The sequence below is a fragment of the Sphingobacteriales bacterium genome, from assembly GCA_016719635.1.
Lineage (GTDB): Bacteria > Bacteroidota > Bacteroidia > Chitinophagales > JADIYW01 > JADJSS01.
Map to the genome: position 1 here is coordinate 241,731 of JADJYT010000002.1, position 25,484 is coordinate 267,214.

Annotated in this window: 17 protein-coding genes; 4 read left to right on the forward strand and 13 right to left on the reverse strand. The window is 40.8% G+C overall.

Annotated elements, in window-relative coordinates; translation table 11 throughout:
- Positions 1-48 precede the first annotated feature (48 nt).
- The 3 genes from rsmI to IPM95_05310 form a co-directional block, all read right to left on the reverse strand.
- On the reverse strand, positions 49-765 hold the full coding sequence (gene rsmI / locus IPM95_05300) for a 16S rRNA (cytidine(1402)-2'-O)-methyltransferase (protein ID MBK9328734.1): 717 nt from the start codon (positions 763-765) through the stop codon (positions 49-51).
- A 36-nt stretch (positions 766-801) separates the two neighbouring features.
- Positions 802-1,374 carry a hypothetical protein gene (locus IPM95_05305; protein ID MBK9328735.1) on the reverse strand — a complete coding sequence of 191 codons (573 nt, stop codon included), beginning with the start codon at positions 1,372-1,374 and terminating at the stop codon, positions 802-804.
- Positions 1,375-1,451: 77 nt separating this feature from the next.
- Complete coding sequence (locus IPM95_05310; GenBank protein MBK9328736.1) at positions 1,452-2,306, reverse strand: N-acetylglucosamine kinase; 855 nt, start codon at positions 2,304-2,306, stop codon at positions 1,452-1,454.
- A 66-nt stretch (positions 2,307-2,372) separates the two neighbouring features.
- Here IPM95_05310 and IPM95_05315 point away from each other — a divergent pair, with 66 nt between their 5' ends.
- Positions 2,373-3,026 (forward strand): oxidoreductase, encoded by a 654-nt coding sequence (locus IPM95_05315; protein ID MBK9328737.1) that lies wholly within the window; start codon positions 2,373-2,375, stop codon positions 3,024-3,026.
- Between the two features lie 19 nt (positions 3,027-3,045).
- Here IPM95_05315 and rocD read toward each other — a convergent pair whose 3' ends face one another.
- Positions 3,046-4,290, reverse strand: a complete 1,245-nt coding sequence (rocD, locus tag IPM95_05320) for an ornithine--oxo-acid transaminase (protein MBK9328738.1) — start codon at positions 4,288-4,290, stop codon at positions 3,046-3,048.
- A 94-nt stretch (positions 4,291-4,384) separates the two neighbouring features.
- Here rocD and IPM95_05325 point away from each other — a divergent pair, with 94 nt between their 5' ends.
- On the forward strand, positions 4,385-4,756 hold the full coding sequence (locus IPM95_05325; protein ID MBK9328739.1) for a hypothetical protein: 372 nt from the start codon (positions 4,385-4,387) through the stop codon (positions 4,754-4,756).
- A 47-nt stretch (positions 4,757-4,803) separates the two neighbouring features.
- Positions 4,804-6,522, forward strand: coding sequence for a M61 family metallopeptidase (locus IPM95_05330; GenBank protein ID MBK9328740.1), 1,719 nt, complete (start codon positions 4,804-4,806; stop codon positions 6,520-6,522).
- Positions 6,523-7,061: 539 nt separating this feature from the next.
- On the opposite strand, the gene trpC is transcribed toward IPM95_05330, so the two are convergent.
- Complete coding sequence (trpC, locus tag IPM95_05335; protein MBK9328741.1) at positions 7,062-7,856, reverse strand: indole-3-glycerol phosphate synthase TrpC; 795 nt, start codon at positions 7,854-7,856, stop codon at positions 7,062-7,064.
- Between the two features lies 1 nt (position 7,857).
- Positions 7,858-8,853, reverse strand: coding sequence for an anthranilate phosphoribosyltransferase (trpD, locus tag IPM95_05340; protein MBK9328742.1), 996 nt, complete (start codon positions 8,851-8,853; stop codon positions 7,858-7,860).
- A 194-nt stretch (positions 8,854-9,047) separates the two neighbouring features.
- Here trpD and IPM95_05345 point away from each other — a divergent pair, with 194 nt between their 5' ends.
- Entirely contained in the window at positions 9,048-11,156 is a 2,109-nt protein-coding gene (locus IPM95_05345) for a T9SS type A sorting domain-containing protein (GenBank protein MBK9328743.1), read from the forward strand.
- 17 nt (positions 11,157-11,173) lie between these two features.
- Here IPM95_05345 and IPM95_05350 read toward each other — a convergent pair whose 3' ends face one another.
- From IPM95_05350 to IPM95_05380, 7 genes are all read right to left on the reverse strand, one after another.
- Positions 11,174-11,818, reverse strand: coding sequence for an aminodeoxychorismate/anthranilate synthase component II (locus IPM95_05350; protein ID MBK9328744.1), 645 nt, complete (start codon positions 11,816-11,818; stop codon positions 11,174-11,176).
- Positions 11,808-12,176, reverse strand: coding sequence for an endonuclease domain-containing protein (locus tag IPM95_05355; protein MBK9328745.1), 369 nt, complete (start codon positions 12,174-12,176; stop codon positions 11,808-11,810). The genes IPM95_05350 and IPM95_05355 overlap by 11 nt, the downstream gene beginning before the upstream one ends.
- Positions 12,177-12,333: 157 nt before the next feature.
- Positions 12,334-13,788, reverse strand: a complete 1,455-nt coding sequence (locus tag IPM95_05360) for an anthranilate synthase component I family protein (protein MBK9328746.1) — start codon at positions 13,786-13,788, stop codon at positions 12,334-12,336.
- A 220-nt stretch (positions 13,789-14,008) separates the two neighbouring features.
- Positions 14,009-21,760, reverse strand: a complete 7,752-nt coding sequence (locus IPM95_05365) for a tail fiber domain-containing protein (GenBank protein MBK9328747.1) — start codon at positions 21,758-21,760, stop codon at positions 14,009-14,011.
- 10 nt (positions 21,761-21,770) lie between these two features.
- Complete coding sequence (locus tag IPM95_05370; protein MBK9328748.1) at positions 21,771-23,024, reverse strand: T9SS type A sorting domain-containing protein; 1,254 nt, start codon at positions 23,022-23,024, stop codon at positions 21,771-21,773.
- Between the two features lie 155 nt (positions 23,025-23,179).
- On the reverse strand, positions 23,180-24,310 hold the full coding sequence (hisB, locus tag IPM95_05375; GenBank protein MBK9328749.1) for a bifunctional histidinol-phosphatase/imidazoleglycerol-phosphate dehydratase HisB: 1,131 nt from the start codon (positions 24,308-24,310) through the stop codon (positions 23,180-23,182).
- 9 nt (positions 24,311-24,319) lie between these two features.
- Complete coding sequence (locus IPM95_05380) at positions 24,320-25,465, reverse strand: aminotransferase class I/II-fold pyridoxal phosphate-dependent enzyme (protein ID MBK9328750.1); 1,146 nt, start codon at positions 25,463-25,465, stop codon at positions 24,320-24,322.
- Positions 25,466-25,484: the final 19 nt, after the last annotated feature.

Here is a 25,484-nt window from a genome sequence, read left to right on the forward strand (position 1 = left end):
GAATTTTTGTAAATAAATTGATTTGTATTTTGAATAAAATGCCCCTCCTCATTTACCATACTTTTCTTTATTGCTTTTGGCAACCGGTTCTTCTTTACGTACTCCTTCCATCACCACCACAAATTCTCCTTTGGGTTCTTTCTGTGAAAAATGTATCAGCGCTTGAGCAATGGTTCCCCTGAAGGTTTCTTCAAATTTTTTCGTCAGTTCCCTGCTGATGGATATATGCCGCTCCTCTCCGAAATATTCTTTCAATTCGTTCAGCAGCTTGATTATCCTGTAAGGCGATTCATAAAGAACAACGGTTCTGTCCTCTTTCTCCAGTGTCTTGAGGCGTTTTTGCCTTCCTTTCTGATGCGGTAAGAATCCTTCAAAAATAAAACGGTCGGTTGGGAAGCCGGAATTGACCAATGCCGGAATCAATGCCGTGGCACCCGGCAGGCATTCCACTTCCACTTCATTTTTCAGGCACTCCCGCACCAGCAAAAAACCCGGATCGGAGATACCCGGTGTGCCTGCATCAGAGACCAACGCCATCACTATGCCTGATTTTATTTTCTGCACCACGTTTTCCACCGCTTTATGCTCATTGTCTTTATGGTAAGCCTGCAACGGTGTTGTTATCAGATAATGATGACACAGAAACTTTGAGGTTCTTGTATCCTCGGCCAGAATCAGCTGAACAGACTTCAGCACCTCGACGGCACGAAACGTCATATCCTGCAGATTGCCGATTGGTGTCGGAACGATGTAAAGCTTAGACATACTTTAAAATTAAGGCAAAAAACTGAAAGCATGGAATTATTGAATCACTTTAATCAGCAAATCATCGAGATAGGTAATCAAATGATGCGGCTGGTATTTCCGCCAGTTGATATCCGCGTATTTTTCATTTACATTAACAAAATAATGGATACCGCTTTGTTGTAACTCCTCCATAATATGCTGCCGGAAATTGATGGCAATGATCCAGCCGTCCTTATCCCTGATATCTTCATACCATTCCTCATAGTATTCATTCCCCTGTGCAAAAAACTCCAGGATGTTCTCTCCGATCAAGACAAATTTGGAAATACCGTTATCTATCAACACATCTATGACGTCACGCTTTAGAAACATGACATCGTTCCGGATACAATCATTCCATTCACCTATAAACTCCATCACGGCAGCACCCTGTTTATAATCTGCATAGAGCAATTTAAGGTACAGCGTATCCGAACCGAAATAATCCCATTGCGGATGGATGAAATAGTTGTAAATTTTTTCGGAAAACATAAATTCACTGTACTCCCGTCCGAAGAAAGGTGATTTCTCATCTTCTTCAGCTGTGTAAAAGTCACGCCATTTCCAATAAGGTTCTATCGTATGCACGGTTCGGATTTAAAAACGTAGAATTTAAACGAATCGATGATTAATTTAGTATAAATATTCACGATCTGCAATACACCTTACTGACTAGATTTAGAAATAAAATAATCCGCTATTTCATCAATCGGGCGCTGTACGAATTTTCCCAAATGACACTCAAACTCGTCCGCCACCTTTTTCAGCTCCACTTTAAATGAATTGGCGATGGAACCCACAAAACCAATCGGATAATCCTGGTAGTTTTCAAAACAGGAGACATGAAAATCAAAGAATTCGGTAAATCCTCTTTGCAGGGTCACCTGAACATAATCCGTTTCCCTGAACTTTGACAAAACGGGTGCAAAACTTGCCAGATAGCGGTTCGGCGAGGCTTCTTTGTACACCAGCTGAAAGATGGTATTTTTCTCCAGCTTATATTCTGTCAGCAGATAGTGCTCCATTTCCACCGGCAGTAAATGGTATAAAAAATCGCGCAGGAGGATTTTTCCGAAATAGGCGCCGCTTGCCTCATCTCCCAAAATATAGCCTATTCCGGCATAGGATTCCACCAGATTTGTTCCGTCAAAGAAAATGGAATTGGAACCGGTTCCTAAAATACAGGCTATACCCGGTTCGTTTCCGCAGATGGCATATGCCGCCGCTTTCATATCGTGGTCAATTTCTATGGTTGCCTTTGTAAAGATGGATTTCAGCGCCGCCTGAGCGAGTTTATTCCGTTCCGGGCTGGAGCAGCCTGCGCCAAAGAATTTTATCTCCTCTACCTTATCCGCTACAGCAACCAATTCGGCAATTGAATATACTTTCTGAAAGATCTCCTCGTGGTGGTGGATGATGGGATTTATACCTAATGTCTCAAAATATTTTCTGGAGCGGTCATTTTTATCATATAACAACCAACTCGTCTTGGTGGAGCCACTGTCCGCAAATAGTATCATGAGACCAAAAGTAATGAGTATTAAGTATTAAGACAAATATTGTTTACATTTGATAAAAGATTTTTTATGGCTAAGTCAGCATTATTAGTGGGTGCCACCGGATTGGTAGGCAGTTTTGTTTTAGATCAATTGCTGCAAGATCCATCTTATGACAGTGTGGTGGTTTTAAGCAGAAAACCATTAAACAATAACAATCCTAAGCTGAAAGAAGTGATTGTAAACTTTGATGAACCGGACAAATACTCGAAGGACATTAAAGCGGATGTTGTCTTTTGTTGTTTGGGCACCACCATTAAGGCAGCAGGCTCACAGGAAGCATTCAGGAAGGTGGATTATGAATACCCGCTACAAGTGGCGGAAATTGCAAAACAAAACGGCACATCCACTTTTTTAATCATTACAGCCTTGGGCTCCTCCAAAAGTTCCATTATTTTCTACAATCGTGTGAAAGGTGAAGTGGAAGAAGCAATCGGGAAATTAAACTTTGATGCGTTCCATATCCTGCAGCCGAGTTTGATTATCGGAGAGCGAAAAGAAAGCAGAACAGGCGAAGATATTGCACAAAAATTATCCCCTGTGTATGATACGCTGATGTTCGGACCGCTGGCTAAATATAAATCCATCAAGGCGGAACAGATAGCCAAGGCCATGATTCATTTCTCCAAATCCGATGCAAAAGGAATTTTGAGACATGAGAGTGATGAGCTGCAGGCTATTTAAATTTGAATAGATGAAATTACTATTTATTCAACACCTCTTGTATGGAGGCACCGATAATCTCCACCGCTTCTTTCACCTGTGCTTCGGTAATAATCAGCGGAGGTGCGAAACGGATGATGTTGCCGTGCGTTGGCTTTGCCAGTAATCCGTTATCCCGCATCCTGAGGCAGATATTCCAGGCCAGTTCTCCGGGGTTATTCCAGGTATGTTCTTCGCTGTTTCCGGTATTAATCACAATAGCATTCAGCAATCCTTTCCCGCGCACCCGTTCAATGACAGGCAGGTTCAGGTTTCTCAGTTCTCTGCGGAATATTTCACCCATATATTGGGCATTGTCGGCGAGATTCTCGTCTATAATGACCTGCAAACTCGCCATAGCCACGGCGCACGCCAGCGGATTGCCGCCGAACGTAGAACCGTGCTCACCCGGTTTAATGCACAGCATGACTGCGTCATTCGCGAGTACCGCACTGACCGGCATGGTGCCGCCGCTTAATGCCTTGCCCAAAATCAAGATATCCGGTTTCACATTTTCATGGTCACAGGCCATCATTTTTCCGGTACGTGCAATGCCCGTCTGCACTTCATCGGCGATAAACAGTACATTATATTGGGTGCATAAGGCACGCACTTTGATCAGATAACCTTCATCCGGTACCACTACCCCGGCTTCTCCCTGTATCGGTTCCACCATGAATGCCGCCACATTCTTATCCTGAAAGGCAGCCTCTAATGCATCCGTATCATTATAGGGAACTTTGAAAATGCCCGGCAAATAAGGCCCAAAACCGCCATAAGAAGAGGGATCGGTAGACGAGGAAATTGCAGCCATCGTCCTTCCCCAGAAATTATCCTCTGCTACTATAATGACGGCTTTATCTTTTTCAACGCCCTTGACATCGTATCCCCAGCGACGTGCCAGCTTGAAAGCCGTTTCACCGCCTTCCACTCCTGTATTCATCGGCAATACCTTATCATAACCTAACAGCTGTGTGATGTACTCCATATACACCCCCAGGAGATTGCTGTGAAAGGCACGGGAAGTAAGCGTCAGCACCGCTGCCTGTTCCTGCATCGCTTTGACAATCTTAGGGTGACAGTGCCCCTGATTAACGGCAGAATAAGAGGACAAAAAGTCCAGGTATTGCTTTCCTTCCACATCCCAAACGTGCACGCCTTTTCCTTTTGCCAGTACCACCGGCAGAGGATGATAATTATGCGCTCCGTATCTTTCTTCCAGTGCAATGATTTGTTGTGATGACAAGCTGCCCGTTTTTCTTATTTTTATCTTAACAAAGATACATCAAAAAAGGAAGAAAATTAGTTGTTACAACAACCATTTAGTTAAATAAGGAATCATGGAAATAAACGACAACTTAAACAAAAGTGTACTTATACCTTCACGGACGTGGTGGGAAATGCGGAGATTGAAATACAACCTGCTGACCGGATGTATCGGATTGCTGATTGTCGTCATCATAAATTTGTATGTCAAGCGCGATGCATCATTTGATATATTGTTCTTCCTGACATCCATTGCCTTTGCCGTCTTATATGCGTTACTCTGTAACCTAACCTATACTGCCATCTGGCTGCTGGATCATTTATCATTCGGCAATGAGCTCATCGACTTTCATTCACCGAAACGTACGGTAATCTTGTATATTTTTGTATTTTTGTCCTGCCTGATACCATTTGGTATATTGTTATTAGTGAGAGACTTGTTATAAATCATTAAACCATTTTACTGATCATGCCCAGCATTTTTGTTTAGATTATGAATATCCGATACACACTTTCCTTTCCAGCACCTCATACACACTACCTGCATGTAGAAATGCATATCAGTGAAATGGAAGCAAGTGAATTAACCCTAAAGATGGCAGTGTGGACACCCGGAAGCTACCTGATCAGGGAGTTCCAGAAAAATATTGACTTCGTTGAAGCAGAAATCAGAAACCATCCCCCAAGGCGTGTAGAAAAGACAGACAAGAATACCTGGAAAATCGATACCCTGAACTCAAAAGAAATTACCCTGAGATATCAGACGTATTGTTTTGAATATTCCGTCCGGACGAATTTTGTGGATGACAGTCATGCGCTGATAAACGGTGCGCCAACTTTCCTTTATCTTGAGGGTTATGAGGACACAGCAGCTGAAATCCACATTATGCCATTCCATGAGTGGAAACATATCTCCACCGCACTACCATCAAAAGACGATAATAAATGGATTCGGGTTGCAGCCAATCTGGATGAGCTGCTGGACTCACCGATTGAGATAGGTAATCATATATCCTATTTCTTTGAAGCGGCATTAGTGACCCATGAGTTGGCAATTTATGGAAACAGCAACTGCGATATTGAAAAACTGATAGCTGATTTAAAACGTATTGTGGAAGAGGAAACAAGAATATTCGGTTCCCACCCCTGCAAAAATTACGTTTTTATCATTCACCATACAGACGGCAGTTATGGCGGTTTGGAGCATGCCCATTCTTCCGTCAATCACATCAACCGATGGGATTACAACAAGGAAAATTATCAGCGGGCAATCAGCCTGCTGGCACACGAATACTTCCACTTATGGAATGTAAAACGCATTCGTCCTGCTGCACTGATTCCGTTTAATTATGAATATGAAAATTATTCGACGCTCTTATGGTTTTTCGAGGGAGTTACCAGTTATTATGATGATTATGTATGTTACCGTGCCGGCGTAACCGCACAGGATGATTTTTTTGATATCGTCGCTAAAAACATCAACGATGTTTTAAATACCCCGGGCATAGAAACTCAGACACTGGCTGAAGCAAGTTTTGACACCTGGTTGAAATATTACAGGCGGAATGAAAACTCCAGAAACTCTCAGATAAGCTATTACACCAAAGGTGCCATTATTGCCCAGGTATTTGACATTATCATCATAGAAGCCACTCGTGGAACCAAGAGTCTGGATGATGTAATGAGACGATTGTATGAAAATTACACCGCTTATCCGTCAGATGGAATTACGGAAGATAGCCTGACAGAGGTTTTCAAATCCGTATCAGGAATAGATTTCAAACCTTTCTTTGACAAATACATACACACTGTCCAAACGCCTGATCTTGAATTTTACTTCAATAAGATAGGGTTACGCCTGATCAATACGACTGACAGCAACCAGGTATTTCTCGGCTTGTCCACTCATTGGAAAGAAGGCAAACTATTGGTTACACAACTCAACAAAAATTACGGGGCAGCTCAATCCGGATTAAATGCAGAGGATGAAATCATCGCGATAGACGGGTTCAGGGTATTTAAGGATTTTAAACAGATCTATGCCCACAAAAAGCCAAAAGATGTTATAGAAATGCTAATTTCGAGAAAGGGTGAACTAAAATTAATCGCAGTTTCGTTATCTTCAGATAACAGAAAGTTGTACAAACTGGAAGAACAAGAAAACATTTTACCGCAACAGGCTGTTTTACTGAATAAATGGCTTAGTAAATAAAAACCCATGAATAAACTGATGCTTTTTACACTCATCTCCGTTTTTCTGCTGAGCAGCATAACTCTCTACGGAGAACCAAAGCGAGCTAAAAGATGTGCAAAGATGGTTCTGCTGCCAGGACAAAAGAAACCTATAAAATGCAGAAAGGCACGAAATCTAAAGAATAATTATTTCTAGGTATCCTTTCCAAGGACTCCTTTACTGCTGTTTGTTAAATTTATTAAAAAAATCAATTTCCTAATCTATCAGCATACTAAGTATTTCACTTTTACCGTTTATTTCAGTAATATTGAACTGCTGATTCTGTCAGTTTTCATTATTCCCTCTGAAGCATAGAAAATAACAACCCTTTCAAACTTAATATTCTAAAGAATGAAAGGATTATTATTGTTATTACTGCTATGTGTCTTATTAGGTGCCTCTTTTACAGAGGCATCTGCCAGAAGCAGGTGCTATAAACGAGCCGGAAGCAATATTTATATCAGCAAGAAATACAAGGGCCATAATTGTCCAAAACCACGAAAAGTAATCACTGCCGTTTATTTCTGAAATACTCTTAATTCATCTATAAAACCCGAACATGCTTTTTCCGGAGAGGTTGTTTTCATAAATGTTTCCCCTATAAGAAAACCCTGAAATCCGTTTTGACGAAACATCACCACATCCTGGGGTTTTGAGATACCGCTTTCCGCCACTTTCACAAAATCATTCCCCAGTTTTTCCGCCATACGGATAGATTGTTCAATGTCAACCTCAAAGGTTTTCAGATTCCGGTTATTGATACCCACCATATCCACAAGATGATTCACGTGATTCAGCTCACGTTCATCATGCAGTTCCAGCAACACTTCCAAATCCAGGCTTTTTGCCAGCTCCGTATATTGTTTTACTTCGGCAGGAGTGAGAATCGATGCAATCAACAGCACCAAATCCGCACCCCAGCTTCTTGCCTCGACAAACTGGTATTCGTCTATCATAAAATCTTTGCGCAGCAATGGAATATTAACCACTTCGCGGGCTGCCATCAGGTCTTTCGGACAACCACCAAAAAAAAAGGTATCTGTCAAGACCGAACTGCCGGCCGCACCTGCTTGTTCATAACCTCTCACCACTTCGTCCGGAGCTGCGGAATCATTTATCACTCCTTTACTTGGAGACTTCCGTTTAAACTCTGCAATTATGCCGCTGGAGTCCTTGTCCAGCAGTCTGTCTTTTAATGAAACCGTCTTTCTGGTGAAGAAACCCTGCTGCTCCAATTGCTTTAGCGATACTGCAACTTTCGCATCGGCCACCTCACTACGTTTATGTGCAACTATTTTATCTAAAATGGTCATCTTATCCGTTTGAAAATGATTTTAACTGTTTGAATGTATTCAATGCCATTCCGCTATCCAGGCTTTCCTTTGCCTCAGCCACACCATGCAGGATATCCGTTTTTCTGAAGATGGAAATTGCCAGGCCGGCATTTGCCAGTACCACATTCGTCTGTTCCTGTGTTGCCTTTCCTTCCAGCACATTCATAAAAACAGCAGCATTGGACTCCATGGTATCTCCGCCATGAATATAAAGCGGATGTATCTTTGAAAAACCGAATGCCTGCGGTGCCATCAGATAATGCATGCTTTTGGTATAGACACTGGTATCATTTGTCAGTGAAATCTCATCGTAACCGTCCAGTGAATGTATGACTGCGAAATTTACTTTCGTTGCAGACAACACATTTTTGTACAACTTCCCTACCGCTTCATTATAAACGCCAATGATCTGTGTGGTCGGGTTGGCGGGATTCACTAAAGGTCCCAGTAGATTAAAAATGGTTTTGACCTGCAATTGCTTCCGTACAGGAGCAACATTTTTCATTGCCGGATGAAACAATGGTGCATGCAGAAAGGTGATATTTGCATGGCGCAGCTGTTCATTCAGCTCTTCCTGACTGGCGGCAAACTTTACTCCCAGGTATTCTAAAATATTGGATGAACCGGAAACGGAAGAAACGCCATAATTGCCGTGCTTGGCCACTTTAAGACCGGCCCCGGCACACACGATAGATGCCAACGTGGAAATATTAAACGTATCCTTTCCATCTCCTCCCGTACCGACAATATCCAGCAGTTTCTGTTTCCCGAAATCTAAGGGTGTCGCTAAATCCAGCATGGCCTGCCGAAAACCAATCAACTCTTCGGTAGACGGCATACGCATATTGTATACCGCCAGAAAAGCAGCCACCTGGGCATCATTCTGGTTGCCGGAAGCAATATCCTTTAACGCAATTGCCGCCTCGGATTTGGAGAGCATATTGCCTGCAAATAAATACTGCATCAACTTTTTCATTTACCAAAATACAATATAAAAGCCAATAAATAATGCTGTAAATGTTATCTGATTGTTTTGGATGATAACACTAAATGGCAAGGGATTTTGTATATTTAAATTAGATTACCGGAATGAAAACACTGGTATTCTGATTATTTTTTAAAAACAGTACCATACCCCCGGAACACCATTCTTTCCATATAAAAACAAGCATGCGCTCAAAAAGTATTATCTGTCTGCTCTTATGCCTGAGCCATTACTGTTCTTTTGGTCAGTACGGCAGCTTATTTGACCTGAATACATTTGCCATGTTCTGCAACAATACTCCGATAGATTTCGATATTTCTTCCAGCATATCAGGGGATGAGTCGAAAATTACACTGGGTCAGACACATTACAACCCCTGGGAAATATCGAATCACCACAAATTCGGCGATCAGGTAACTGCCGTCTTTTTAGGAATTCTTTTGAGAATTAATCCGGAACATTCCGAGCGCATTTTCATGTCAAAAATGAACAGGAGCAATGATATCATTAGAAATGAATCCTATACTATCCGACATATTGTTAGTCATGGAACCGATACATTGTTTACCATTTATCTGCATTTTGAAAATCCCGCATTTTCATTTGACCAGACCGTTTATTACAATATAATCTATCCGGATGGAACAACTGATGTTCCCATGCCGGGAATAAGATTGGCTGACAATACGGGGAATAAGCCACAAGAAGCTACAAGAATCATCAGAAATAACCAAACAGACTATAAACTTGTTTTTGGCACTTATGATTTACAGAATGACATAACCGATAATGTTCTATTTTCACTCAGTGAGGTACAGCCCGGCAGCAAATACACTATCACACCGGATCCTTCAGATACGCTGAATCCAAACATTATCAATATGTGGACATATAACCCCGGATTTCTGAAACCCGTGGGATTTAATGACAACGAAGAAGATGAGAGGGTGCCGGTCTTTCATCTCGGAATCCCCGACAATATGGATGTCATCGTTTTTCAGGAATTTTTTGAACGGGACTTAAACATCAGGTTAATGGACAGTTTAAGACATCGCTACAGGTTCCAAAGCACTAACAGGCACAACGAACCCAATACCCCTGTCGTTGGTAAAGATGGAGGGGTAAGGGTAGTCAGCAAGTTCCCGATTTTAGAAGAAAGGGATATTTCATTTTTAGAAAACGGCTGTACCAATCCGGATTTCATTTCAGGCTCTGCCAACAAAGGCGTTAAATATGTTAAGATCAATAAGCTGGGACAGATCATTCATGTTTTTGGGACGCATACCGGCGTTCAGCCCTGTGATTTTTATGTCATGTCAAGCTTTATTAAAACCTTCTCACTCCCGAAAGAAGATGTCATAATATTTGCAGGGGATTTTAACGTAACCTTAGATCAGTTCACCGATGATACTTATAATGTATACCAGGATGTGATAGACACCTTACAGGCTATAGAAGCAACCTACCAGACATTAACATGGGATAGTCCCTACAGGGGGACTTACTGGGGCTATAACCATTGGGACTCGGAAGGCAGTGAAAACAACAGAAATTTCATCGATTATATTCTGACTTCTAAAAACGGAAAGATACCGTTGAAAAACAACAACTATACGCAAGTTGCCCGTATAAATTCAACTGACAGGAAGTTTTGGGGTGTTTTTGATTTAGGTGATCACAATCCTGTATATGGCAGGATTGAGTTGCCATACCTTACCGTTCATACATCAGATACGGTCGTATGTACCGGGAATTCGGTTCTGTTAACGGCAAGTACCAATATCCCGAACCCCGTTTTTAATTGGTATAAAAGTGATGCTCTTATTTACAGTACCCCTGATTCAACATTTGTGACAAGCAATGCTGCCGATCCGATCACGCATTATATCTGTAAAGTCCAATATTCGTATATGCCGGATACCAACATCAATAAGATACCTGTCTTTGATTCGATTCAAAAGAAATATATTTTCAGGGGTAGCTTTGAATCCATTATACAGGATTCCGTTATGGTCAGAAACTGTAGTGTCTCTGCCGCTCCATCCACGATGACTCCCATTTTTAGGATATTTCCAAACCCGGCATCAGACTATTTAACTATAGAGGGAGCATTATCCGAAAACATATCCATACTGCTTTACGACAATTTGGGAAGACTGCTATTCCGGCAGAATAAGCTTACCAATAATGTCTTAAACGTTTCTGGCATGGCGAGCGGAACTTACCAGTTGATTATCACCAAAAAAGATACCGTAGTCTTTCAGGATAAAATAAATATTAAAAGGATGCGGTAACTACAGGCAGCTCAGCATCAGCATTTAAACAACCAGTTTTCAATCATCTTCATACCTTGCGGGGTCATCACACTTTCCGGGTGAAACTGCACACCGCGCAGATTATACGTTTCATGCTGAATGGCCTGTACAATATCATCATCATCCACCGCCGTTACCATTAACGGTGATGAAACATTCCTAATCGCCCAGGAGTGATAGCGTCCGCTTTGAAATTCCCTGTCAACACCGTCAAATAAGATATCTTCTTTAATCACTCTGGTATTTCTGGATTTCCCATGTATGACATTTCCCACATTATACAATTCTGCTCCAAAAACCTGGCCTATAGCCTGATGCCCCAGACATACGCCTAGAATAGATTTTGATGAGGCATACTCTTTTATCAGTTCTAATAATATCCCTGCTTCTTCAGGAATTCCCGGACCCGGTGAAAGAATTATTTTTTCATACCGCTTCACCTCTTCCAGCGTAATTTTATCATTGCGGAAGACATCGCATTTTACATGAAAGGACTCCGCATAATGCACCAGATTGTAGGTGAATGAATCGTAATTATCTAATACTAGTATGTTACCCCTAACCCCTAAAGGGGAACTATTACCTCCTACCCCTAAAGGGGAGTTATTATTTGTGAGATTTTGTGGTTTTTTATTTTTCATTATTAAATCCTATTATACTGTCAATTTCATTTAAAACGTTTTCTATTTCAAATAATATTTGTTGGTTTGGAAATCTTATTTCTTGTAATCCAATTTCTGCAAAATATTCTGTTCTTTCTTTATCTCTTATAATCTGTTCTTTAGTATTATGATATTCGCCGTCAATTTCAATTATTAATTTGGCTTTATGGCAATAAAAATCAGCAATATAATTTGATATTGGATGTTGCCGGCGAAATTTAAATCCTTTTAATTTATAATCTTTTAAAATGTTCCATAATATTAATTCCGTTTCTGTTTGCTTATTCCGCAACTCTTTTGCATTTTCAAAAATAAGATTTGATGCACCGTAAAACATACCCCTAACCCCTGAAGAGGAACTATTACCCCTAACCCCTAAAGGGGAACTTGTTTGTGCAATACCATTTGTTTCTACTGTTTTATTTTTCATTCTTATTTTACTGCTTTCTCATTATTTATCACTGTCCCAAAGTACCCTTTAGGGGATTTAGGGGTTAAAGTGTATTTGCCAATTCTATTGCTTTAATTAATGCTGCTAATTTATTTTCTACTTCCTGCAATTCACTTTCCGGAACTGAATCAGCAACCACGCCGGCTCCAGCCTGAAATGTAAGTGTATTGTCTTTACTTAAAAAACTTCTTATCATTATCGCATGATTAAAATCGCCGTTAAAATTTAAATGACCGATACAGCCGCCATAAAACCCACGGCTTGTAGTTTCATATTTATCGATTAACTGCATGGCTTTATATTTTGGCGCACCGCTTAAAGTTCCCGCCGGAAAAGTATCGCCTATTATTTTTATTTTATCAGCCATATCTTCAATTTCAGCTGTAACTTTTGAAACCAGATGAATGACATGCGAATAATACTGCACTTCGCGATAGACTTCTACCTTAGTATTTTTTCCTCCACGTGATAAATCATTACGTGCCAAATCTACCAGCATGATATGTTCCGCATTTTCTTTAGGGTCGTCTGATAGTTTTTGTGCGAGTGCTGCATCTTTTGCATCGTCGCCTGTTCTTCTGAACGTGCCGGCAATCGGATGAATGGTTACTTTATTATTTTTAACAATCAATTGCGATTCCGGCGAAGAACCCATTAAGCGAAAGTTTTCCAAATCGAAATAAAAACAATATGGTGATGGATTTACAGAACGTAACGCACGATAGACATTAAAATCATCGCCGCGATATTTTTGCTGGAATTGTCGTGATAATACAATCTGAAAAACATCGCCGCGATAACAGGATTGTTTGCCATTGCTCACCATTTCTATATATTCTGCGTCCGCTAAATTTGATCTTTTCTCATTTTCGGCAGAAAAATCATCGAGTTGTAATGGTTTAAATTTTATGATACTTTCAATTTCATCTAAGGTTGTCTTATCGTTTTCAAATCCTTCCACTTCATTTTTTATGATGAATAATTCGTGGTTAAAATGATTAAAGGCAATGATGTACTGATAACAAAAATATTGCGCAATTGGAATTTCAGGTTTTGGTTTATCAAGTTGTATATCTTCAAAATATTGAACTACATCGTATGTCATGTAACCGAAAAGTCCATTCGTGATAATTGGTAATTGCAGAGTTGAAGAATTAGAGAATTGTTGAATGAAATTATTTATTAAATCGGTTAGTTTGTTTTCTTTTAGATTAATTTCTGTTTTTGTTTTATCAGGATAGTTCGCGATGAAGTTTCCATCTTCTACTTTGAAACCTGCTATTGGCTGAAAACAGATATAGGAAAAATTGTGTTCGTCGCCATGATAATCGGAACTCTCCAATAAAATACAGTTTTTAAATTTTGCACGTAAGCGCAGGTATATGCTTACCGGCGTGAGCATATCGGAAATTATTTTTTTATGGGTTGTATGGAAAGTATAACCCCTAACCCCTAAACCCCCGCCCCCTAAAGGGGAGTTATTGTCTGCTATTTTCATTCTTTATCTTTTTTTTACCCCCACCCCTAAAGGGGGGTAACTGTCTGCAAGTCCCCTTTAGGGGATTTAGGGGTATAAAAAAAGCCCGCTTTTTACGGCGAGCTAATATAATACATTTGGTTATAGAATCAGTGCACGCCTATTGCCGTTTACCATTCCACCACCAAAATTTGTTAATTGCCATACTGCAAATATATAAATTATATTCAACTGCGCCAACTTAATATCCATTTTTTGCTTGCAGACCGATCCCTAACACCTGATTGATTTTTGATATCTGCTCTTTTAGTTCAATATACTGTTTTTCTTTTTCTGAAACAGCCTGTTTTAATTCTTCAGTTCCTTTATATTCTGCCTTTAGCTGTTCAATTGATATAGCTTGTGCATCTATGATTTGCTGCTGTTCCTGGATTGCTTTGATGAGTACAGGAACCAGCTCTACATAGTTGACACCTTTGGTCTGCATAGAATCTTTTCCGGATACAACGATTTCCGGCACAATCGTTTCGACTTCCTGAGCCAGTAAACCGAGACTATTTTTATCGTTTTCATTTGCTTTATACTGATAAGTAACCGGCTTCAAACGTAAGATTGTATTCAGTCCGTAGGATAATGGCTTAATATTCCTTTTAAGCCGTTGGTCGCTGACGTTTACGAAATTATCTGAGTAGACATTACTCCATGCCGTTGCAGCAGCGCCGAGATCGTAAGTGATATTAGCAGTAGGTAATACATCACCGCCAAATATAGCTGCATAATTATTGGTAGCACCTGAGGCTGTGGCGTATATACCTACGTTTGTAGCACCAGGTGCTGTCACACTCGTATGGTATCCGTAATTTTGAAAAGTACCGTTAGATATGACAGAACTAAAACCATAATGCAGGCCGCCGCCGGAATTTGATATATTTGATATAGCACCTATTTGCTGTCCGGTACCTGTACCACTGATATCATATCGGGCTCCTTCATGTGTTCCAGTACCCGTATTGGTTAAATCTACTTCGAGACCTCGCTGAATCCCTGTACCGGTATTGGACAACAATGTATAATAACCACGGTGTATACCGCTACCTGTTCCGTCTAAGATGGTATAACTACCAAAATGATTGGCATTACCTGTATTTCCTATATCCGTATAAGTACCATATTGTGCCCCTGTTCCTGCACCAGACAAATTATTAAATGTGGCGAAATGCGATCCAGATCCGATACCAAACACATCATTATAGGTACCGTAATGAAACCCGGAGCCGGTATTCGCTATTTTATTTAATATCCCGAATTGTGGTCCTGTTCCGGCGCCGTATAAACTGTCAAAATAGGCCATATGGCGACGATTGCCTGAATTCCCCAGATCAACATAAACACCTGTCTGTTCGCCGGTACCTGTTCCACCGATTTCAAACATGGCACCCAGATGCCAGCCTGTTCCGGCGCCGGTCAGTTGTGCATAATTTCCCCAATGGGTATTGTTGCCGGAGTTGGTAATAGTAGAATAACTTCCAGCCTGGGTGCCGATGCCGGTGCCAGTTATTGAATTATAATTTCCAAAATGGTTACCTGAACCCGACCCGCTCAGATCAGACCGGACACCATAATGTAAGGCATTGCCGGAATTTGAAATGGTTGTTTGCACCCCATATTGCTGTCCTGTACCCGTGCCGCTCAGGGTATTGCTCAACCCATAATGCACCCCGCTTCCTATGCCGGACATATCACTCTGGTAGCCATAATGCTCACTATTTCCTGAATTATTGATTGTTGTAGAAAATCCTGACTGTATACCAGTACCTATTCCTGACAGCCAATTATACGATCCAATGTGATTTCCCGAACCATTACCGGACATGTTGTTTGTGATACCGTAATGCGTACCATTTCCACTATTTGCAATTTCTACAGTCTGGCCATATTGCGTACCTGAACCTGAACCACTTAAAAATGCATAACTACCATAATGGTCACCGGTACCGGCTCCCGTCAGTGTAGCATAGCTCGCATAATGTACACCATTGCCACTATTTGTAATTGTCGAATAGCTGCCAAATATATTTCCGATACCACTACCGGCCATGTTATTGTAAACTCCGTATTTAATTCCTGAGCCTGTATTTGAAACGATATTAAAAAATCCTCTGAAAACTGCCGTATCTGAACCAGAATATGAATTAGTCACACCCGCTTTATTGGCTGCACGGGCGCTCCAGAAATTGTTTGAAATGCCTGTGGCATCCCCCGTACCGGTTGATGTAAAATGATTTTGTGAACCAATGTGTGTACCCGCCGAAGTTGGCGGATAATACGTGTACGTCCCCCACTTAATCCCAGCACCCGTTCCTCGGTTAAGATTATATACACTTACCGTAGTCCCACCGGTATGATTATTATCGACCAAGACCGTATATGATTTTGCCGGATCGCTATTATTTATGGTCAACGGGTAATCTGCGGACGAAGTACCAATGCCGATATTATCCGTAATCGTAGTGGGATACAGCGAATCATTTACTCTAGTCCAGTGGTTCGTTATCATAGATGAAGAATCTACCCATGATACCTTGCCGTTTCCATCGGTACGCAAAATCTGCCCATCAGTACCTCGTGTAGTTGGCATTACATAATTATTCGTATAATCCATACCAACAGATAATTTTCCTCTGAAAAAAGCTGCATAGTCGTTTAGTGTATCTAAAGCAACAGACATGGATGCAAAGTTATTGCCACCTGCAGTACTGAATATAGAATCATACGTACCATATTTTGTTCCAGTACCAGAACCTGACAATCTATTTAAAGTACCATAATGCTTACCATTACCGGAAACGGTAAGAAATGTTCCGATACCATATTGCGCACCACTAGCTGTACCGGAAAGAGAATTATATATACCATAATGATCACCTGATCCGTTATTAGAAATTTCGTTAGAGGTACCTCGTTGATTGCCTGTACCTGTGCCACCCAGCAGGTTACGTGTACCGTAATGCGAATTCGTGCTGCTGCTAGTCAAATTATTATACGTACCTGTCAGAATAGAAGATACAGCTCCTACTTGACCTGTAAGGATATTATAGGTTCCGAATAGTTGATTATCTGCTGTGCCGGTTATATCAGAATATACACCATATTGACTACCGGTGCTACCAAGGCCTGTTCCTTGAAGATAATTACGAATACCTATAGCTGCACCGGTGCCTCCATTATAAATTTCATTATAAACAGCTTCCTGAGGTCCAAAGCCGGTATTTTGCATTACATTATAAGATGCTATATGTTCTCCGTTTCCATTACCTGTCAGTTCTGTATAGTTGCCTGTATGAAAAGCATTGTTAGAATTATTGATGGATGTGTAATTACCGTATTGGTCGCCTGTGCCGGTGCCTGAGAGGCTTGTATATTTTCCATAATGGATACCTGAGCCTGTACCAGATAATGAATCAAAAGTGCCAAAATGTTTGGCATTTCCTGAATTTGAAATTTCTGTATAATTTCCGTACTGGTAGCCTGTGCCAGCTCCGGAAAGCGAATTACTTACACCATACCGGTTTCCTGTAGAAGTCCCGTTAATTGTGTTATTTACACCATAAACACTAATTGAACTTGGAGTACTGATTATATTTCTGACACCTGCTAATTCGTTGGTAGCTGTATCCGTTGCAGTAAATTCCGAATAGACACCATACTGACGCCAGCCTTCATTATCATAGAAATAATTATATAAACCTTGCTGACGGTTGCCTGTGGTTTGTGAATGGAATAAATTACGTGTTCCGGTCTCTTCACCTTGTCCGCTTGCCCACTCATTTACCATACCTACCATATCGCCTTGTCCGCCAACATAGTTTTCATCACGTACGAAATAATTATTTATACCATGCATTGCACCTGTACCTCTTGCCGGTCCCCAAAACCAATTACGCAACCCATAGCGATATCCATTGCTTGTTGGTGTTGAATTTAAGAATCTATTCTCATATCCTGAAAAGGTTCCAGTTCCGGTATTTTGAAAATCATTGGAAACACCGTATAGTGAATTATTCGATGTTCCGGTAAATGCATTTTGCAAGCCGTACTGATATGTACTTGTTGTGGTAATATTTGTGCTGATATCCTGATATATAGAACTTGCCGGTCCTGTTGCAATACTACCGGAAGAAGTAATATTTAAAGCGCGTGACCTGTTAGTGCTTAAAATATCCAGCCGATAATCAGCCGTATTTTTTCCGATGGCTACATTTCCTAAGTGGTACATGGAATCACTTATATTATCTGGTGCACTTGATGTTCCCTGTTCATACCAATCGTGGTCACTTGCAACTGCAGCAGCATTTTGCCAGGTAACTTTTCCTATATTATCTGTAACCATAATCTGGTTGTTGGTACCGCGTGTGGTTGGCATTACATAATTATTCGTATAATCCATTCCAACAGATAATTTTCCTCTGAAAAATCCAGCATAATCATTTAAAGTATCTAAAGCAGAAGAAAAAACGCCGAAACCTTTGCCGCCTGCTGTTACAGGAACCGTATCGTAAGAGGCATATTTCTGTGCGGTGCCGCTTCCGGAAAGCATATTGAACGAACCGTAGTGGAACCCGGAACCACTATTTAGAATCTGCGTGTAAGAACCGTAATTAATTGAATTACCTGCTCCGTCAAGCAATGTTTGGACGCCAAACCGTGTGCCTATACCGGAAGAAATGAAACGGTTGTAAACTCCGCGGTAATCGCTGCTGTCAGCAGATGTGCTTTCGGTATACATACCGACTTTATTTCCCCGTCCGTTCAATGTATTGTATACCCCGAACATGTTGGGTGAACTTGAACCGCTGAGGTATTCATTCAGTAATCCAAACATAACATTGGGGGCATTGCCGGCAGAGACAAAATTCCGGAAACCTATTTTATTTAGAGGATTGGTTGAAGCGGACTGAAAAACATAACCAGTTTCCTGACCCGTTCCTGTCCCTGAGAAAGTGACATTGGCTCCAATCGCCTGCCCGGCTGAATTATTGTCTACCACGGCACTCAGAACTGTCTTATTACCTGTATTGGCACCACTGATGTTTGCCCTAATGGCTATGGAATTTCCGGTACCCTGATCTAACATATTCAGTGCGATTCCTGCTTTTCCGGTGGCCAGGTTGGCTTTAGATGTGATGATTGCCACTGTATCTTCGGTAGAGGTTAATACCTGTAATGGTCTGTATGGATTAGTTTCTCCAATACCTACAAATCCAGTGTGGAACATGGTATCATTTATTGAAGTCGGCGGAATAGTAGTGCCGGATTTATACCAGTCGTGGTCTGCTGAAACAACTGATGCATTTTGCCAGCTTACTTTTCCAACTCCATCAGTAATCATAATTTGATTATTAGTACCGCGTGTGGTTGGCATTACATAATTATTTGTGTAATCCATACCAACAGATAATTTTCCTCTGAAAAATCCAGCATAATCATTTAAAGTATCTAATGCTGATGAGAAAACACCGTAATTATTACCAATCGTGGTTGCAAATACTGAGTCATAAGATGCATATTTATTACCTGTTCCACTACCGCTAATTATATTATATATACCATAGTTAACACCGTTCCCATCTCCATAAATCTCATTCCTGGTACCAAATTGATTTCCGGTATTTGTTTTAGATAATAAATTGTAAGTACCAATATTATTTCCGGTTCCATTTCCGTTTAAAGAATTTGTGGTACCGATATGAGCACCATTATTGCCATTGTTAATATTATTACTGGTTCCATATATATTTCCAGTGAGGTTGTTTTGAAAATCATTATACAACCCATAATTATTTCCTGATCCACTACCCAAAAAAAGATTTTGTATTCCGTATTGATCTCCACTGCCACTGCTATTGTTTAATGTTATCATTCCATATCGTCTTCCATTGCCTGTACCTGAAAACATATTGTAATATCCTATGTGTGCCTGGCTGCCGGTATTTGATACACTATTGTACACACCAACAACTTCTCCACTGTCAGACCCGGCAAAATTATTATACATACCAAATTTAAAGATTGACCTGCTGTTAAATGTATTGGAAACTCCAAAATTTGTTTGAGTTCCCTGATTGGCAAATGTATTGTTCATTCCGTAGCTAAAAGCATTCAAAGAGGAAGTGAAATCACTTTTATATCCAATTTTTGCGCCGTTACCTGTATTTGTACTGGTATAATAATATCCTGTTTCCGCTCCATTGCCTGTTCCGCCACTAGTGATCTGAACACCGTTCACTGCTGAAGCAGAATTATTATTTACAAGTCCTGATAAAACAGTTTTTACACCTGTAGAGGTAATCGCTGAAGACATATCAATATCAACTGCTGTAGAGGATCCGGCACCTTGATCTGCCATCAAGAGATTTATCCCTTTTTTAGAAGCTGCAGAATTTGTAGCCGAACTTAATGAGGCAATAGTTGGTTGCGAAGATGTAAATACATCTAAAGGAGAAGCGGGAGTATTTACACCAATCCCAACTAATCCCATATGAAACATAGAATCGTTTATATTATCTGGTGCCGTGGTTGTTCCGGTTTTGTACCAGTCAGCATCCTGTACCTGTATGGAAGATGAATCCACCCAGGAAACATTACCACTTCCATCCGTACGCATGATTTGACCGTTCGTGCCGCGTGATAATGGCATGATATAATTATTTACAAAGCTGGTACCAAGAGAAACACGGCCTTTAAAATAGCCCGCATAACCTGTTGTATTGTTTGGCACAACTGAATAGATACCGTAATGTGCACCACCGGTTGAAGCATCAATAGAATCATACACGCCATATTTGGTACCTGTACCTCCCGCAGAACCGACAGTTATATTATAAGCACCATATGATTTAGAGGCTGCATCCGTACTATTGTGCAACATCACATTATACATACCATAATTGCTTTTATTATTACTCGTTCCAACCGTTACACTATTATAAGTTCCTGTAACAGGTTTAAAGCCATTGCCAAAAATCCAGTTATAGGTTCCATAAATACCATCAGGATCAGCAGCACTACCACCTATATTATTTACCTGATTATAGGTTCCATAAATAAGGTCATCACTATTATTGGGTTCAAAAATATTGGAGGTACCATACAATGGCCCCTGGCTCTTTGATGAATAGTTATAGACACCATAATTAGTACCTGCACCAAAATTATTCATCACGTTATACGTCCCCCATTGGTCGCCGGAACCGGTACCGCTGAACCAGACAAAATTTCCATATTTGGCTCCCGAACCTCCAGCGTTGATAGTTGTATAACTGCCTACTTTAAAGTTATTGTTAGGATTGTCAATAGTGGTATACATTCCATAGATAGAACCTGTATGCAACGAACTCATACTATTTCGAATTCCGTATTCATCACCGGTACCGGTATTATTAAAGTTGTTGAGTATTCCTGAACGAAAACCTGCACCGGATGCAGTTAAATTATTTTTAATTCCATAAGATGCCAGTGCTCCAGAATAATTATTGGTAAGCTGTTCTGTAATGGTATCTGTTGTATTGAAAACAGTCAATGGAGATGAAGGTGTATTGATTCCTATTCCAATCTTTCCAAAGGTAAATTTATCGTCGTTGATATTATCCGGTGCGGTGGTTGTTCCCACTTCAAACCAGTCTTTATCATAGTCCAGATTGGATTGAAAGCGCACCCAAAGAGTGCCGCTCCAGTAATAGAAACCAGGAGTTACATCATTAACCGTTGCTGAATTGTACACCAGCAAAGACGTGGCTATACCTGCACCAATCGGTGCATTGCTGGTCGTTTGTGTAAGCGCAAGACGCGGAATCAGAAACCCTTTATCGGCAGCTGAAACATCCAGAATAGCAGATGCATCCGGGGCAGCACCTGTGGCATTGACACCCACATTTTGGGAAAACAGTGCCGTACTTAATGTCAGACACAACAACAACAGATAATTTCTTATCATAACAAAGTATTTATTTCTTTACAAATTTCAAGACCTGATACACTTCCCCATCCACATCAATACGAAGAAGATACGTTGCATTCGCCAACGCAGAAACAGTAATGTTTTCCTGTATATCTTCCTGTTCACCCAACAGTGCCCAATTGGTTATTGCCTGACCGAGCACACTATAAATCGTCAGCTTTTTCTTTCCTTTTATCCCTTTGATATCCAGTATGAGTACATCCGTTGCCGGATTGGGATAAATGGATATAACCGGTTCTGTCAAAACCGTTGTTTTACAGTCGATAACTATAATAGACGAATAGGAGAAATTGCCGTCTTTATCTGTTTGTTTCAGCCTGTAATATGTCTTTCCGGTCAAAGGCTGATTATCCTGCAGGCTGTAGTCCTGCGGAATATCGGAATTTCCCGCTGCATATATCTGCCCAATTACATAAAAGCGGACTCCGTCGGCAGAACGTTCGACTTCGAAATAATCATTATTGCTTTCTGATGCGGTTTGCCATTTAATTTGCACGTAACTTTCATTACAAGACGCCGAAAAAGAGCTCAGTTCAAACGGTAATACATAGCGGTTATCGACCAAAGTCCACCAGGTGTATAATTCTGCTGAAGGCAGAACGGCAACGGTCGATGTATTAGCTGTTGTATTGGTAACCGTTCCCGGCATATAGTCATCCCATTCATTGGTTGTGCTGTTGTAACGCTGTGCAATTAAATTCGATTCCAGAATCGCGTTGTTCGCTACTGACCATTCCGGATCCCTGTAGGTAAAATTCAAATTGGTCAGAGCCGGTTTGGCAGTAAACCCTGTGGGCTCAATTCGCCAGAACCTGTCAACGGCAAATGCGGAATTATCCAGGCTATAGTTGTTGATAAAGTTGGTTACCCCTGTCGGCAATGCCGAAGAATTCAGCCACGAACCAACGGGATACACGGCAAAGGTGAGACTGCCCGCAGCACCGGATGCACCGGCAGTTGAAAAGGAAACCGGAATATATTCTGCAGCACCTATACCAAAAGGAACGATGTAATTCCCGGCCGCAGTACCAATATTCCATTTGACCCTGTTGAGTGGACCTTCTGAGATAATATGCCCGGATGTATTTCTGGTTATGGCATTGGGACTGGGATTATCAATAACCAAATAAGCGCTGCTATCGATACGAACGATTCCACCATTGTTAAGTATCAATCTTGCCTGAGCAGGCGATAAAATACAACAAAACATGATTATTGAAGAAAGTAAATATCTTATCATAGATGTACAAAAAATTAAAAATATTCTAATTTCAGCTATAAATCAACCCTTTACATGTTAAATACGAGTGTATAAAATAAGAATTTGTGGACAACACAAAGGTATGAAATGAGTATTCGGGCAGTTATACTTAGAATCCGGGAATATTCTGTTAATCAGAGGGTCCCTTTTGTAGATGGCAACTCATTTCCTTCGCGTTTTACTGCCATTTTTATGGATTTTGCCACTGCCTTGAAGATGGCTTCTATCTTATGGTGTTCATTATGGCCTTCTGCTTTTATATTCAGGTTGCACTTCGCGGCATCAGAGAAAGATTTCCAGAAATGATAAAATAATTCCGTAGGCATATCGCCTACTTTTTCCCGGTGAAATTTTGCCTTCCATACCAGCCAGGGCCTGCCGGAGAAATCAATGGCGGACTGTGCGAGGACATCATCCATCGGCAGCAGGAAACCATAGCGGGCAATACCTTTTTTATTTCCCAATGCGTGGTGAAATGCTTCACCCAAAGCTATCGCGGTATCTTCAATCGTATGATGTTCATCGATATCCAAATCGCCTTTTACTTTTATGTCCATATCGCAGCCCGAATGTTTGGAGAGTTGTTCGAGCATGTGGTCAAAAAAACCCAATCCGGTTTTGATAGCGGATTTTCCGGTTCCATCGAGATTGAGTGTAACATTGATTTTTGTTTCATTGGTATTTCGCTGAACAATGGCTATTCTGGGTGGATTGGTCAGAAAAGCGGCAATATCATCCCAACGGTTGGTCTTGAGTGCAATCATTTTTTTGAGTTCCCTTTGATTTAACTTATTATCATCCGTCTTGTCGGCGCTTCTGCCCAATAAGATTCCCTTACAACCCAGATTCTTCGCTAATTGTATATCCGTTAAGCGGTCACCAATCACAAAGGAGTTTTCCAAATCATATTGTTTGGTGTTGAGATACTTTGTCAGCAGGCCAGTATTTGGCTTTCGGGTAGGCAGGTTATCTTTCGCAAAACTCCTGTCGATGCACACCTCTGCAAACTCCACGCCTTCCTGTTTAAAGATATCCAACATCAGATTATGGGGGGCCCAGAATTTTTTTTCAGGAAAGGACTTCGTACCTAATCCATCCTGATTGGTGACCATGACAAAAATGAAATCGGTGGATTCCTTTATTTTCTTCAGGGAGGAAATGACATTGGGAATAAACTGCAGTTTTTGAAAACTGTCCGTCTGGAAATTATCTTTCGGCTCCACAATCAGTGTTCCGTCCCTGTCAATAAACAATATTTTTTGCATGTGGTAAAATTAAGCTTTATAATTTTTCAGTGCGTACATGAATTTTTCATTTTCGTCTTTCGTGCCCACGCTCACACGCAGGCAACCTTTTAGCAATGGCGCTTTGTCTCTGTTGCGTACAATCACTTTCTGTCCTAACAGATACTTGTATAAGTCATTGGCATCCGGCACCCTAAACAGGATAAAGTTGGTATCCGACGGGTAAATCTTCTCAACAAATGGAATTTTCTGCATTTCCCTTTCCAGCATGGCTCTTCCCAGGAGTAATTCCCTGATGAACGCTTCTTTCTTATCTTTTTTCTGCAACGCTTCCAATGCCAGCTGAATGGTATGCTGACTGACATTATACGGCATCTTTATGACGTTCATATAATGGATAATTTCAGGATTCGCATACAACATCCCGAGACGTGCATCCGCCATACCCCATGCTTTGGAGAATGTTTTTATCACTACCAGATTCTGAAATTCATCGAGGCGCTCCGTCCAGCTTCTGCTGCCGGCGAAATCCTGATAGGCTTCATCTATCACCACCAATCCATCAAATGCATTCAACAATTCTTCAATATCTCTTTCATGCATCAGGTTTCCTGTCGGGTTATTCGGCGAACAGATAAAAATTATTTTCACCTTTCCGTCATTGTAAGGTACGAAGCAATCTCTATCTGTTGTGACATTAGATTGCTTCACTTCGTTCGCAAGGACGTTCTCGTGTTCATCCTGTTGAATTTGCTTCAGTATTTCACCTAGATTTAACTGAAAGGTTTCTTCCAACAACAATACTTCTACCAATTCAATATTCATGACATGTGAAGCATGTTCGTACATGGAAAATGACGGCGGGAAAACCATGGCCTTATCCTTACCCGAAATACAAAAACACTGAATCAGCACATTAATGCATTCGTCGCTTCCGTTACCCAGAAAAATCTGATGGCTGTGTAAATTCTCATAACGGGCCAGTTCAATCTTCAAATCCGTTTGCAGCGGATCCGGATAACGATTGTGCAACTCATCTGTCACCGAACCCAGACTATTCTCATTCGCATCGAGAAAGACACCTTCTTTGCCTTCATATTCCATTCTTGCCGACGAATAGGCATTCATTGTGAGGACATGCGGGCAAACCAGACTTTTTATGCTTATTGTTTTCATTATTTTCAAGTTATAGGAT